6 protein-coding genes are annotated in these 16,570 nt (G+C 25.2%); 4 read left to right on the forward strand and 2 right to left on the reverse strand.

The genetic code is table 11. The features are described from left to right. Window positions 1-949 precede the first annotated feature (949 nt). The 3 genes from MBCUT_RS01070 to MBCUT_RS01080 all read left to right on the forward strand — a co-directional run bounded on the left by MBCUT_RS01070 (window position 950) and on the right by MBCUT_RS01080 (window position 6,139). Window positions 950-3,898 (forward strand): DEAD/DEAH box helicase, encoded by a 2,949-nt coding sequence (locus tag MBCUT_RS01070; RefSeq protein WP_084270667.1) that lies wholly within the window; start codon window positions 950-952, stop codon window positions 3,896-3,898. Window positions 3,899-4,341: 443 nt separating this feature from the next. Then, complete coding sequence (locus MBCUT_RS01075; RefSeq protein ID WP_067257687.1) at window positions 4,342-4,632, forward strand: hypothetical protein; 291 nt, start codon at window positions 4,342-4,344, stop codon at window positions 4,630-4,632. 463 nt (window positions 4,633-5,095) lie between these two features. Further along, entirely contained in the window at window positions 5,096-6,139 is a 1,044-nt protein-coding gene (locus MBCUT_RS01080; protein WP_067257690.1) for a ribonuclease H-like domain-containing protein, read from the forward strand. 322 nt (window positions 6,140-6,461) lie between these two features. On the opposite strand, the gene MBCUT_RS01085 is transcribed toward MBCUT_RS01080, so the two are convergent. Continuing rightward, window positions 6,462-7,550: a Coenzyme F420 hydrogenase/dehydrogenase, beta subunit C-terminal domain gene (locus MBCUT_RS01085; protein WP_067257709.1), complete on the reverse strand. Its 1,089-nt coding sequence runs from the start codon at window positions 7,548-7,550 to the stop codon at window positions 6,462-6,464. A 1,293-nt stretch (window positions 7,551-8,843) separates the two neighbouring features. Here MBCUT_RS01085 and MBCUT_RS01090 point away from each other — a divergent pair. Then, window positions 8,844-15,368 carry a DUF3320 domain-containing protein gene (locus MBCUT_RS01090; RefSeq protein WP_067257692.1) on the forward strand — a complete coding sequence of 2,175 codons (6,525 nt, stop codon included), beginning with the start codon at window positions 8,844-8,846 and terminating at the stop codon, window positions 15,366-15,368. Between the two features lie 262 nt (window positions 15,369-15,630). Here the strand turns inward: MBCUT_RS01090 and MBCUT_RS01095 are convergent, their stop codons facing one another. Continuing rightward, complete coding sequence (locus MBCUT_RS01095; RefSeq protein WP_067257695.1) at window positions 15,631-16,176, reverse strand: Ig-like domain-containing protein; 546 nt, start codon at window positions 16,174-16,176, stop codon at window positions 15,631-15,633. Window positions 16,177-16,570 lie beyond the last annotated feature (394 nt).

Raw genomic sequence — 16,570 nt, forward strand, 5'->3', positions numbered from 1 at the left:
AAAAAGCACTCTTTATATTATATATATAAAAAACATTATAGTTATAATATAACTTTTAAACTATTATGATATAATTAAATAATTACTAATGATATTAATAGTGAATTATCAAACTATATGATTATTCTTATAATAAAAAATTTCAAATAAAATATTTAACAAATATCTTAACAAACGAACTGTTGTATATATTCTTATAGCAAACTAGTATATAAATATTGCTGAAGTCATCTAATGAAATATTTAACTATACTAATTACTTTAATAATCTTATTTATTCAATAATCTTATTTATCTAATAATATTTATTCATATAATAATTACTAATTAATTTTTTTCATTGATTGAGGGTCGGCCAAAAGTCTAAATTTATAAATCAAAGATTCATTAGAATGATTTAGTTAAGAAATAAAGAAATTTTTTCACAAGAATACTCTGATAAAGACATTTAACACACTTAAAAGACACAAAGGTAAATTTTATTAACTCATTTTTGCATGAACTAAAATGGAATCACACTATTATTTTGGTTAATACTAATATCTGATTCCATCATACTTAATATGATTTCTACATAGTTAAAATAATATAAATTTTTTAAAATAAAATAGCTACTTTATTATAGTGATTAGTAGCTATTTTACAATAGTTTAATATTTAAAGGATTTATATGAAAATTAATTTCATGAAAATTTCCAAAAAAGTAACTTATGAAACACTCTCAAAGTTTTGTTATAATGAATAATTGATATGAGGTTAGGAAAATATTTATTTACTTGTAATATATAATCATTAGTAGAATAGAAATAAGAAATAAATTGTTACTATATATTATAAAATTAACATTATTTGTGAATGTGATAACAATTAATTACACTAGCATAATTGAGTTTAATAACATTATATCCATTTTTATTAATCTAACCTATTTAATTAAATAATGATTCTTATGGACAAAATAGCTATTGATAAATTTAAAAAAGATATTCGTTTTCGCCATAAAATAGCTCATGTTGAGACTATTCCTGGAAAAATAGCTACTTTTAAAGAAGTGAACAATCTAAATGATAAAATAGCTAGATATCTAAAAGATGAAGATATTCATCTTTATGAACATCAAGCTCAAGCTTACGATGAGATTAAAAATGGAAATAATATAATTATTACCACACCTACGGCTTCTGGAAAAACACTTGCTTTTAATTTACCGGTTTTAGATACACTTTCATCTAATAAGGATGCAACTGCATTGTATATTTATCCTGCTAAGGCATTATCTAATGATCAATTAAATGTTCTTTCTATCCTTGAAAAGAATTTAAATATAAATATTAAACCAGCTACTTATGATGGAGATACTGAAAAAAGTGAACGTTATGGGATTCGCCAAAGTTCAAGAGTTATTCTCACTAATCCTTATCAATTACATCATATTTTAGCTTGGCATCATCAATGGAAGCGATTTTATAGTAATTTAAAGTATATAATAATTGATGAAGCTCATTATTACAAGGGCATATTTGGTTCAAATGTGGCTTATCTAATTAGGCGTTTAAAAAGAATAGCTAATTTTTATGGCTCCAAACCTCAGTTTATTCTTTCATCTGCAACTTTAGCTAATCCTAAAGAATTAGCTAGTAAACTTGTAGGAGAAAATTTCCATTTAATTGATAAAGATACTTCTCCAAGTGGAGAAAAAGATTTCATATTTTATAATCCTTTTTATAAGAATATTAAGAAAAATACTAAGGATAAAAATAATAAAGATGATAATGAAGCTTTGCTTAATAAGAATAATAACAAAATCAATAGAAATAATACTGAAGATCAATTTATTGAAGATAGAATAGCTAATACCAATAATTCTGATCAAGGATCTAAAATAGCTGATGGATTATCAATTCATCAAGAAACAGAGAACATATTTCTGTATCTTCTATTAAAAGACATTCAAACTTTGTGTTTTACAGTATCTCGTAAAATAGCTGAACTCATAGCTATGTGGGCTAAAAAGGATATGTTAGCTTATAAAAGAAGATTGGCAGATAATATAACTGCCTACAGGGCAGGTTATTTAGCAAATGAAAGGCGAGAAATCGAAGAAGGTCTTAAATCTAGGAAATATTTAGGAGTGACATGTACCAACGCACTGGAACTTGGAATCAACATCGGATCCCTTGATGCAGTTATCATTTCAGGCTATCCTGGAACCATGATTTCCACATGGCAACAAGCTGGAAGAGCAGGAAGAGAAAATCAGAAATCATTGGTGATTTTACTTGCTTTTGAAAATCAATTGGATCAATATTTCATGAATAATCCAAGATTTTTCTTTGATAAACCTCATGAAAATGCAATTGTAGATTTGAATAATGAAATAATAGCTAGTTCTCATGTTATTTGTGCAGCTAATGAACTTCCTATTGCCAATGATGAGGCTGAAAATATTTTCAATATTCATGATGAAGAAACAGGGAATAATTATTTAAATAAATTAATTGAAAATGAGGATCTTGTTGAAAATTCAAGAGGTCAATATATCTATCCTTATGATGATCAACCTTCTTTTAACCATTCTCTTGATCAGCTATCTACAGATATTTTTAAAGTAATGAATAACAATCAACTACTTGAAATAATGGAGAGATCTCAGGTTTATAGAGAAGCTCATGAAGGGGCTGTTTTAATTAATAAAGGAGAAACCTACATAGTTGATAGTGTAAATCTAAAAAATAAATATGTAAATGTATTTAAGAGAGCTACTGAATATCATACCATTGTTTTAAAGACTGTTGATATCAATATAAGAAAAAAATTAAAAAGAAAGAAAATTGGAGATTTTACTGTAAATTTTGGAGAATTAGAAGTATCTGAAGACTTTTTTAAGTATAAGAAGATGCATTTTTCTAAAACTATTGGGACATATTTCCTAGATTTACCTCCATTGAAGTTTAAAACAAAAGGAATTTGGTTTACAATTCCAAAAGTGATAAAAGATAGCTTAGAAAAGAAGTTCGATCAAGATGATGTATTTGCAGGAGGTCTCCATGGTGTTGAACATGCTTTAATTGGACTTTTCCCCCTTCATGTCATGTGTGATAGGTTTGATATAGGTGGACTTTCTACTAATTATCATGAAGATACTCAAGAAGCTACAATTTTTATTTATGATGCTTATGAAGGTGGAATTGGAATTACTGAGAAAGCTATGGAAGTTTTCACAGATCTTATAGATTCAACAACTAAATTAATTGATACCTGTCAGTGTAGTGATGGTTGTCCTGCATGTATTTATTCTCCTAAATGCGGTAATGAAAATAAACCTCTTCATAAAGATGCAACTAGTTATATATTGAATTACATTCAAGAACAGATAAATAATGATTCTAATATAGCTATTTCCAGCACCGTTGATAAGATTAAGGATGATATTGGTCTAAATGATTCTAATGTTACCAATATAAATAATCAACATCATAATGTTAATGATAAGATTAATAAGGCTATTAATGTTAATGATAAGATTAATAATAGTATTAATGTTAATGATAAGAATAATAAGGGTATTAATGTTAATGATAAGATTAATAAGGGTATTAATGTTAATGATAAGATTAATATTAATAAAAGTATTAATATAAATGATTCTAAAACCAAATATGAGGAAGCTGTAAGTCTTTTTGAAGAAGGAAATTATACCTATGCCAAAGATATTCTTGTAGAAATAATAAATGAAGATAAACAATATTCTAATGCTTGGTATCTTCTAGGAGTCATTTTAGAACTTCAAGAAGATTATTTAGGTGCATCTAATTTCTTAAAAAAAGCTTTAATTATAGATCCTACTCATGAAAATGCTTATTTATTGTTGGAAAAACTGAAAAATCAAGCAAAATAATTCATGATTTTATATAGAAAAATCATAAGAATCATATTTTTCATTTAATATCTTTCATGATTTTATATACAAAAATCATAAGAACTATTATAACTATCATAGTAAAAATAAATGATAAAAATAATACCTAGCATTTATTTTTAACTAATAGTTTTCTTATATTACTATCTATTATCATATTTCTTAAGTCAAATATTTATGTAACTTCAAACAAATATATTACTATCATTAAATTAATTGCTATCATTAAATTAAAATATAAAATAAATCGTTATAATAAATTTTATTGAATTAATTATTCATAGGTTATAACAATCTAAATTATTTTAGATAAAATATTAAATTAAATATTTTAGATAAAAAATATAAAATTCAAATAATAATAATAATAATAATAATGTATCAAAATTCAATTATGGATTTAATTATATATGTGATCAATTATGACTGAAAATAATAAAGATAATCATATTAAAACAGAGATTTTGTTAAAAACACAAGATTTATTAAAAAAATATACATCCGAGCTTAAAGATATCACTACAATTTCATTAAGTAATAAAAAATCATACTTAGGAAATATTAAATTCTTTGATACTGAAAATATTGATGAAGTTAAATCTGAACTTAAATCTTTATTTGATGCCTATGGTAAAAATAGCTTCAACATAGAGAATATTCAATCTTGTTGTACTCCCAATTACATTTTAATTAGTTTTAAAATAGATATATAGTGTAAAATAAATCCTGTTTAGTATAATTCTATTAAAATAAATTGGTCGTGTCTGTATTTTAATGAAACAAAGTATGTTGTTATATATTTTAATATAATATATTCGTGTCTGTATTTTAATGAAATAAAGTATGTTGTTATATATTTTAATATAATATATTCGTGTCTGTATTTTAATGAAATAAAGTATGTTGTTATAATAATTTTACTAAAAGATATTATTTGAGTCTGTATTTTGATGAAATAAAGTATGTTGTTATAATAATTTTACTAAAAGATATTATTTGAGTCTGTATTTTGATGGAAAATTATAATTATTAGGTATCTATAGTATAAATTAATTTTATCATATTTATTAATTTTATCAAGTTTTTCATCATAATTCATTATATTTTACTTTAATTAAAAAAATATTACTAACTAATAATCATTAAATTTATATTAAAAGTAGGAAGTAGATAAAAATGCCATCCAATTATGAAACACATAAAGATGATATATTGAAATCAATATTATCAAAATCACTGTCTTCAAAAAATCCATCTAAAGAGACAATAGCTAAAGCTCATCTAAATTCCAACAATTCATATACAGAATTAAAGGAAAAGCTTCTTACTGAATATCAAAATCAGAAAATAGATGATATTGAAGGTAGTGAGATTTTTGAAACAAAATCTGGAGAGACTTTAAAGATAGTCAGAAAACAGAAAATCGACTTTTCATTAAAAGAGAATGATTTTAAGAAACATTTATTCAGTGATTTAACTTTGGTTCCAAAAATTGGTCAAGTTACTGAACAAAAGTTATTAAAAGAAGGTTATACCGATATTCCTTCTTTGTTAGAACATGAAAAATTTTCCCAGTTGGCTCAAATAGCTATTGACAAAATTGAATCTAGTTCTTTTGTTGAAACTTTTCATTTAGTTAGAAAAAATAGCTATTCTCCAAACAATGTTTTAAAATGTGCAGGTTCTGTAGAAGAAGAAAATTTCAAATTCATGGATATAGAAACATTGGGATTATCCAATGTTCCAATCATTCTTATGGGATTAGCTGAGATTAAAGGAAAATATATTGAATCTACTCAATATTTGCTTAGAGATAAAATAGAGGAACCGGCTCTTTTAGAAGGATTTAATTCTCATTTAGATGAGGATTCAGTCTTTGTAACTTATAATGGTGCTAGTTTTGATATTCCATTTATTAAAAATAGATTTAATTATTATAGGATGGATTATTCTCATAATTTAATTAATTATGATCTTCTCTACTTTGCAAGGAGATTATGGAAAAATCAAGTCCCTGATTGTAAATTAACTACAATAGAATCTCATCTTTTTGATATAAATCGAGTTGATGATGTTCCAGGTTCTCAGATCCCTAAATATTATGAAACTTATCTAAAAAAGAATAATATTGGTCCTCTTGTTCCAATAATTGAACACAATCGTATGGATATTGTCTCATTAGCTAGTTTTTTAATGAGGATGTGTGATGAAATTAATTAATTTAATCGTTTAAAACTTAATTTTTATTCTTTATTTTTAATTTAATCGTTTAAAACTTAATTTTTATTCTTTATTTTTAATTTAATCATTTAAAACTTAATTTTTATTCTTTATTTTTAATTTAATCATTTAAAACTTAATTTCTATTATACATTACTATTATACATTATAGTAACATCAATAAATTTTCAATAAAATAATATTTTTTCTAGAAAATTAGATACAATTAAAAAAAGAATAAATAAAATTAAATAAATAAAATTAGTAAAATAGATTTAACATAAAATAAAAATTTAACTACTTCAATTGTAATAAAACATATCTAAGAACTATTTTTAGATTTTAATGCTTTAAAAGCTACTGGAACGGTACTATATTTAGTTCCTGCGGCATTTAAAACTTCTTCTGTATCATTAGTTAGTCTGGCTATTGGTTTCCAAGGGTTCTTTTTCTCCTCACCAACTACAAATACTTCATCAACTAATCCTTTATTTAACAAATATAGTAGTATTGAAGTTACAACTCCTCCATCTTGCCCTGTAACATTTTTTGATTTAGCAGTGAGTATTTCTAAGTAATCTCCTAATGGCTTAGAATTTAAATCATGTGAGCGTATGTTTTCACTAAGAAACGTTCTTGGACAAGCAAAATAGCATGCATGACAATCTTCAGGGCAGTTTCCTTTTCGTACTGGTTTACGTTCATTGATTTGAATTATATCGGATGGACAAACAAATTCACAGGCACCACAAAGAACACAAGCACCTTCACTTATCACATCTTTATCCAAATTTTCAAATTGACTTTGAATAGCTAATTCATTTATAATATCATCTGTAACTTTTCTCTCATATAAAACAGGATGGGAAATGTTTTCTCTGGATGTTATATAATTCAAATTTTCTTTTTTCTTTTTACTAGCTATTTTTTCAAGTAATTTTTTTCCTTTTTCAGTGATTGGTTCAGAGGATATATAATTTTCAGAAATAGCTCCTTCAACTATTTTTTTACCTTTGGAAGTTCTAATAATTAGAGTTGAAAAACCTTTAGGTGAACCAACGGACCCTACTGAAATATCAGAAAGATCTGAAGTAAAATCAACACAAATTTCACAATTTCTTCTTTTAAAGGAATCAGTTTCAGCTATTGTATAATCTTTCTCTTTTCCATTAGTTAAAAATATTTTAAACATGTTATTTTCAATACGAAACTCTTTAACATCTTTTAAATCTATTTTTTTTTCATCTAAAAACATCTTTAAATAGGTATATGAAAAATTTTCCATACAGAATAATCCAATTTTTATATCAATTGGAGATCCTCCAGTTTCTTCAGAATAGCTATTAATTTTAGTAGCAGCTAAAATTTGACAAGGAGTCCCCACCATAGCTGTTTTATTATTAAATTCCATATTATCGATCCTTAATAATCTTTTTATAATTTTTATAAGTAGTTTATTCTTAAATAATTTACTAATAATTATATTTATACCAATAATTATCTTCATTATCAATAATTATCTTCATTATCAATAATTATCTTCATTATTGTTGCCTTATTTATTCTCCATAATTACGATAATTACTATACTATAATCCTAGCAATTAAACAGGCTAATAAAAATAATTAGTAAAATGAATATAAAGAAAATATAATCTATATAATATTTATATTAGATAATACTTATATTGGATATTTTATAATTTAAACTTTACTATCTTAGTTAATTTTGAACAAAATGAATTATATTGAATGATAAATTTATAATTGATTAAAAATCTTATTTTTATTAGGTATATTTTTATTAAACTATACTTTATTAAATATATTTTTATTAAACTATACTTTATTAAATATATTTTTATTAAACTATACTTTATTAAATATATTTTTATTAAACTATACTTTATTAAATATATTTTTATTAAACTATTAGAATATATTTTAATAAGTAATATATTTATTTAATATACCGTCTGATAATTTGTGAAATTTCATGGATAAAAACTCCTTGAAATTTGAATTTAAGTATTTTATAAAGTTAAACTAATAAAATTACAGATTAATAATTTGATAATTTTAAAATAAAGGCTAATTAAATTGAAAAATCTAAATATAATACAATATGTTATTTTAAAAAAACTAATTCTATAAAATTAAATCATTAATTATTATTATTATTATTCAAACAAACAAATCATATTATAGAAATAATTTAATTAATTAATCAATGCTAATATTGATATCAATCTTCATTAGAACTAATATTGATATCAATCTTCATTAGAACTAATATTGATATCAATCTTCATTATAACTTTATTTAATATTTAATAACTCAAAACATTTAACATAAATAAATTAAGAAACAATACAAACTTATATTAACTTTAAACCCACAGTACAAAAAATAAAACTTTGTAAAAATAATCATTTTTATCAATTATTCATTAAAACAAATTAACATACTCTTAATAGATTTAATAAGATTAGATTAGATATTCTTTCAATTATTACTCATAATTTCAATAATAATAATTTAATTATCTATTTATTTAAAATATGAAATGTTTCCTATTTTTTTAGCTATTTTGAATTATAATATTAGAAAAGTTTATTAATTAATGATTTAATATTAAATAATGTATTTATAATTAACATGGTGAAATTTATTTTTATTATTGGGTTTGTATTGGGGATATAAATGGGAAAATCATCTTCCAAAAAGATTGAAAAAGAGTTTGAAAATCTTAGAAAAAAGTTATTAGATTTAACTTCAAGAAATCAACTTCTTAATTTTAAACATAGGGCTAAAACTCTTGAAGTTATTAATAATTCTCCAAATCATGTGTATCAAACCCTAATTTTACAAAAGAAAAAGATGCACTTTGTTCCAAATAAAGAAGATAATAAAAGTAGGAACTCTGAAGATTCTGAATCTCCGCAATCAAGAGCTTCACGCTTTTCTGGCATTTGGGATCATTCTCCAATCGATTTGAGCATCTTTAAAGATGGAAATACTTCTCTTAAAATTCCCCTTTCTTCTAGAGAGCTTCAAAAAAGGCTTTTTTATATAAATCAACAAGCAAGATTAATGTTTCAAGAACAAGGTTATAATATTCTTTACTTAGCTATTGGTTTTTTGGAGTGGAGAGACAATGTTAAGCCAAAAGAAGTAAAAAAAGCTCCTCTTGTTCTTATTCCTGTTCTACTAGAAAGGAAAAAAGTGGGTAAATCATTTTCAATTAGTTGGAATGAAGAAGATATACAAACAAACATATCTCTACAAGCTAAGCTTCGAGAAGAAGGACTAGAACTCCCTGAGTTTACTATAAAACCTTACACTGAAGCAATTGATCATTATCTAAGAGATGTTAGAAATACAATAGCTAAAAGTCCATCAACCAGAAATTGGAAGGTAGTTAGAGATATTTCTATTGGATTTTTCTCATTTACAAAGTTTGTAATGTATAATGATCTCAACCCAGATAGCTGGAAAAATATTGATTTAACCAAACATGAGTTAGTTGATTCTATATTCAATCCTAAAGTTAATCAAAATGATCATTCATTTAATGCAGAAGAGATTGATAAGAAGCTATCTTATGAAAATATGTATCATGTTCTTGATGCAGACTCTTCTCAAATAGCAGCTATTGAAGATGTTAAAGCAGGACGAAATTTAGTAGTAGAGGGACCTCCAGGAACTGGAAAATCACAAACAATTGTTAATTTAATAGCTGAATTATTAGCTGAAGATAAAAGTGTACTATTTGTTAGTGAAAAGATGGCTGCACTTGAAGTGGTTAAAAGTAGATTAGATTCTGTAGGACTTGGAAAGTTCACCCTTGAAATTCATAGTCATAAAACTAGGAGAAAACAGCTTCTTAAAGAACTCAAAAGGGCTTTGAATAAGCAAAGAAAAATAAGGTTGGATATAGATCAAACCATAAGAAAGCTAGAATCCTTAAAAAATCAACTTGATGATTATGCAGAGGTTATACATCAAGAAAATTATGGAGTTAAAATGTCTCCATTTGAATTATATGGACTAAAAGAAGTAGCTGATGATCATTTTTCAAGACAAAATACTATTTTACCCCTTGTTAGAATGAAATCTCCTGAAGCTATCACTAAAAGAGATTTAGATGATATGATTATAGATCTTGAAAATCTCGCAGAATTATACTCAACTCTTGGGAAGAATAATCCATGGAACAACTGCGCTCCTAAAAGTCTACTTCCTGGAGATTTGAGAGAAATTGAGCTATTGATTCAAGATACTTTAAATTCATTAGATGAATTTAATATTGAAGCAAGCAAAGTCTATGAGACATATGGTATTAAAGAAGCAAGTGATATCAAATCATATAAACAATCATTAGATGGATTAAAACTTTTAGATAACAAATATACTCAACTAATTGACAGTTCAATATTAACCAATAAAGAATGGGTTGAAAATCCACGTCTTGCCTATACTATCATTGAAAACCTTGAAGATTATCAAATGACTTCTAAAGTAATGGAAAAATTTAAGGATTCAATTGTTAACGAAAATTTAGATGATATGATAGCTGAATTTGAAAAATTCACCAATAGAAAGTTCAAACTATTTGGAGGAAAAGGTAACAAAGAGGAAATACTTTCTCTTTACACTTCAAAATTTAAATCAAAGGTTTCAAATGATAAAAGTATATTAAATGATCTTAAAGCAGTCCGTGAACACATTAAATTTAGAAAAAAATTACAATCTCTCGAAGAATCAGGAACAAAATTATTTGGTGAACTATGGCATTTAGAGGCCTCTGTTTCAGAGCTAAAAGATGTTTCTAACTGGATGCGTGAATTTAATCATTTTTTAAAAGAAGGAATTTATAGTAAACAAACAATAGACTCTCTTTATAATTCAATGGTTGATATAAATGCTGAATATGAAATGAAGGATTATGTTGGGAGTGGAGATAATTTCTACAAAAATCTCAAAAAATTAGAGTCTAAATTGAATCCACGGAATAAATTAATCTTTAAAAAAGAAACTGATGATGTTTCATTTGATCAATGGAAAAAACAGCTGAATACGTGGAAAGGTCAATTATCTAGTTTGCATCTTTGGTCTCAATATCTAAATACTAAAAATGCTTGTTTAAAAACTCAATCTTCATTATTTGTAAAATCTATTGAAGATAGAAATATTAAAAAAGATGATGTTAGATATTTAATTTATGGAAATTTTGCAGACAGTCTTCTTAATATAATATTCACTGAAAATGAAGCTTTAGCCACTTTCGTTGGAGAACTCCACGAAAATAGGATCACTGACTTTAAAGACTTAGATTCAAAGATAATTGAGTTAAATAGAAAAAGGATTTTTAACAAACTAAATGAGAAAATTCCAAATATCAACACTGCAACTGATGATGAAGAAATTAAGGTATTGAAAGGAGAACTCACAAGAAAAAGTGGTCATCTTCCAGTTAGAAAGCTTCTTGAAAAATCAGGAGGAATAATTAAACAAATAAAACCTTGCTTTATGATGAGTCCTTTATCAATTGCTCAATATTTAGATCCAACTAACCCTAAATTAAAATTTGATGTTGTAATTTTTGATGAAGCAAGTCAAGTGAAACCAGAGGATGCTCTTGGAGCATTTATGAGAGCTGAAACAGCTGTTGTAATGGGAGATACTCAACAACTACCTCCAACCTCCTTTTTTGATCAGTTGATTGGTGGAGAATCTGAGGAAGAAATAGCTACTGCTTTAGATATGGAAAGTATTCTTCATCTATGTAAATTGTCTTTTCCAGTTAAAATGTTAAAATGGCACTATCGAAGTCGTCATGAATCTTTAATAAACATTTCCAACCATGAATTTTATGATGATCAGCTATTGGTCTATCCATCACCTTCACATAATACTGAATCTCTAGGCCTTAAATTCAAGTATAATCCTAAAACTTATTATGATAGGGGAAAATCATCTGCCAATAGAATAGAAGCACAAGAAGTTGCTAAAGAAGTTTTAAACCATTTTGATAAGTATGGTGATACTAAAAGCTTAGGTGTTGGAACATTTTCAGTTGCACAGATGAATGCCATTCTTGAAGAGCTTGAATTTGAAAGAAAACAGCACCCTGAACTTGAACATTTATTTTCTGATAAAAAAGATGATAGATTCTTTGTTAAAAATCTTGAAACAATTCAAGGAGATGAAAGGGATGTTATACTAATTAGTGTAGGATATGGATATGATACCGAAGGTAAAATGTCTCTTAATTTTGGTCCACTAAACCAAGATGGGGGAGAAAGAAGACTTAATGTATTAATAACTAGGGCCAAAGAGAAATGTGTAGTCTTTGCTAATTTCAAATCATATGATATGCATTTAACAGCAAATCCTCCTTTTGGAGTTAAAGCTCTAAAAAATTTCCTAGAATACTCTGAAAACATATCCAAAGGAATCATTCACAATAAAAATAATAAAAATAATGAAAACTTTGAAGATGCCATAGCTAATTTTTTAGAAGAAAATGGTTATACTGTAGACAAGCAAGTAGGATCCCCTGGATTTAAAATTGATTTAGCTATTGTAGATGATCAAAATCCTGGAAAATACATTCTTGGAATTGAATGTGATGGAGAAATGTATTATTCTTCAAAAGTAGCTAGAGACAGAGACAGACTCAGAGATCAAGTTTTAACTGGTCTTGGTTGGAACCTTTACCATCTTTGGTCCACAGATTGGTATAGGAACAGAGAATTAGCTAGAACAAAGCTATTAAATTTCATTGAAAAAACCAAGATTGAAACCTTTGCAAATGAAGTTAGTCAAAGTGAAATTAAACCAATAATCACAGATGATGATCTTTCAATTGTACTTGGACATGATGAAAATGAGGAATATGAATCTGATAATGAAGAAATAGCTATTGAAGCAGATGATAATTTAGATAATGAAGAAATAGCTATTGAAACAGATAATAATTTAGATAATGGAGAAATAGCTATTGAAGCAGATGATAATTTAGATAATGGAGAAATAGCTATTGAAGCAGATGATAATTTAGATAATGGAGAAATAGCTATTGAAGCAGATGATAATTTAGATAATGAAGATAAAGTAAATAATAATATTGAGCATATAAACGATGAAAAAGTAGAATTTTCTCTCAAAGATCAAAATAAAATCAATATCCATGAAGAAAATCTGTCTGAAGAACCTATTGATCTTAAATCTGAATTTAGCTTATCCAACAAAGAGAAAATAGATAATTCTACAGATGAAACAGACAATTTTATTAATAATTTAATTAATAGTCAAAAACAAAAACAAGCAAATGCAGCTATTGAAGAAAAAAATAGCCATATATTTAATAAAAATAATGAAATAACTACAGATACTAAGGATTATCTATTAAATAAAAAGCACCATCATATTCATAATGAGAATCCTATTCATGAAACTAATAAGATTGTTAAAAATGATGAATTCTATGATAAAGTTATCAATACGAATAATAGTCAAAATAATTTAAATAATAATAAAAATATTGAAAATACTACTGATATTGATAATAAAAAACTTAAATTCAGATCTAATATTGATTTTAATTTTAATAATGAAGATAATAATATATATAATCCAGATAACAATATTGATGATAATACAAGCGATTTAAATAATAATAATAATAATAATATTAATAATAATGGTAATATAAGTGATTTAAAAAATAATATTAATAATATTAATAATACTAATGGTAATATAAGTGATTTAAAAAATAATATTAATAATATTAATAATAATAATATTACAAATGACAATAATCCTCTTAATGATATTACTGCTATTTCTAATGAAGATAATGCTGATGAATTAGAAGAAATCATAAATTCATTCACATCAAAAAATTATAATAATGATACATCTAGTGATTATAATAAAAATGAAAATAGCTATAAGGAAAAAATAGATAATATAGTTGAAAGTAATTTAATTGGTGATGTAGATCAAAATATTGAAAGTCATATTTTAAATGATAATATTGATAATAGTAATCTATATGATGAAAATAAAATTGACAATTTAAATAATGATAAGGATATTAACAATATTATTAATAACGAGGATAATGAGAACTTTATTATTGATGAATTAATTAATACTCAAGATCTTAAGGAAAATGATAGTTCTGTTAAGGTTTATAAAGGAGCTAAAACTTTCAACAGTCCTTTGAGGAAAAACAATGTTTTTTATTCGAGAAATAAAAAGGATTCTGATTCACTTAAACATAGAATTAAATCTGTCAGTGAATCTATTACAGAAATTAAAAATGAAGTTAAATATATTAATGATTCATTAAAAGAAATTGAAAACCCTACTGCTCCAGAAGAATTTGTGGTTATAGATAGAACAAAAGATCCCATCATTGATGATTTATCTAATAATCTTGATATTAATAATCAAAAAAATTCTTATGATAAAGTTAAGAGCTTTAATGAGGATTCTTCAAATAATATAAACAAACTTCAAAATCAAATCTCGGAAAACTTAGATGGATCATTAGAAGACATCATTCAAGATATAAATAAAGAATATGTTGAAACTGAAAAACAGAGATACCAAGAAAGTAATCAGTTTAAAACTGAAGATGATAGAATAATATCCAATGATGATTATGATTTACAGTCCTCAATTGTTCAATATACATATATCAATGAAGTAGGTATAACTAGCTCAAAAGAACTATATGATGCATCTAATGACAAAATAGCCGAATCTGTTAATGTTGTTGTTAATTTTGAAGGACCAATTCATAAAAATGAAGTTATCCTAAGGATTAGAGAAAAATCAAATATTAAGCGCACTGGAGTAAAAATAAAAAAAATAATCAGTGATGCTATTAATACTGCTGAAAAACAAGGATCTATTGTTATAATAGATGACTTTTTATTCCCTAATAATGGATCAAAAATACCAGTTAGAAAAAGAAAAAAACCAAACATTGACTTGATAGCTAATGAAGAAATAGAAGAAAATATAAAATTAGTTTTAAAATTTAACTCCCCTATTGATTCTAAAAAATTAATTAAACAAGTTTCAAAGAATTTTGGATTTAAATCAACATCTAAAAAAACATCCAAAAAAATAAATAATATTCTTGATTATATGTTAATACAAGGAGACATAACTAATAACAATAATGATATAGAATCAACTAACTAATGTAGTTGTTATTCTATACACATTACATATTACTCAATTCTTTTATTGTATTGCTAATTATTTATTATTAATAAGAGTCACTTAAAGGAAAATGATAGAGTATTATTAATTTATTTTGATGATTGAAGTGATTTATAAAAATTAGTATGTAATATTGTCCTTAAAAAAAATTTCTAAATTATTACTAAAATAAATAATGGAAAGAATAATAATAAAATCTTTCCATCACCCTAAAAAAAATATGTTTTAATTTTGTTTTCTCTTAATGCCTATTCCGTGTGGTTAATAGTACTAATATGATAGCTATTATTGGTATTCCTGTTTTTTTCATAGTAGCACTAACATTACTAGTATCTACTGGATTGTCATTTGGATCTGGAGTAGGAGTAGGTGTAGGAGTTGGTGTAGGTTCTGGTACTACTGAAACAGTTAAATTATCTTCAGATGTTGAATTAAGATAATCACTATCTCCCATAAAAGCAGCAGATATAGTAAATTTCCCTGCTTTAGAAGGAGTATATGATAATCTAGCTATACCATTAATATCAGTAACAGCTTCCCCAACATTTTTACCATTAACAAAGAAAGTAACATTTCTACCAGCTAATGGATTACCATTCATATCTGTGAGTGTAGCTATTAAATCAACAGCCTCACCAACCACAGTAGGTGATGAACCTAATACTAAATTTGCATTTCTTTTATTCACAATAAAATGTGTAGAATTGGTGAAATCAGTGAAGTTATCATGACCATTAAGACTGACAGTAACAGTAATATTGCCTTTTTGGGTAGTAGTATAATTCATACTCCAACCACCAGTACTATTGACACTTACTAATTGATTATTACCGTTTACAGTAATATTGAGTTGAGTGATGCCTGTAATTTTCTAGTTGGCTGCTTATAGTAGTATTATCACCAATTTGAACAGGATCAACATTAATAGTTGAATTAGTAGTAGGCTTATTAATATTTAATAGGTCATTTTTAATACTATGGCTTGTTGAGTGTGACCACTATAGCTACCTGTAACAGGTAAAGTTCCAATAGTGTTAGCAGTATATTATTGTGGAAAATTAATTTTAGTGATATATTTATATGGTATTAAGTTTAATATATTAGTATGTCAAGAAAAAAATTTGAACTTCCAGAAAATGATAAAAAAGCTATGAAAAAATTTGTTAGAAAGTCCAAAGAAA

Origin of the sequence: Methanobrevibacter cuticularis (assembly GCF_001639285.1) — an archaeon.
In the GTDB taxonomy this organism is placed as follows: Archaea; Methanobacteriota; Methanobacteria; order Methanobacteriales; family Methanobacteriaceae; genus Methanobaculum; species Methanobaculum cuticulare.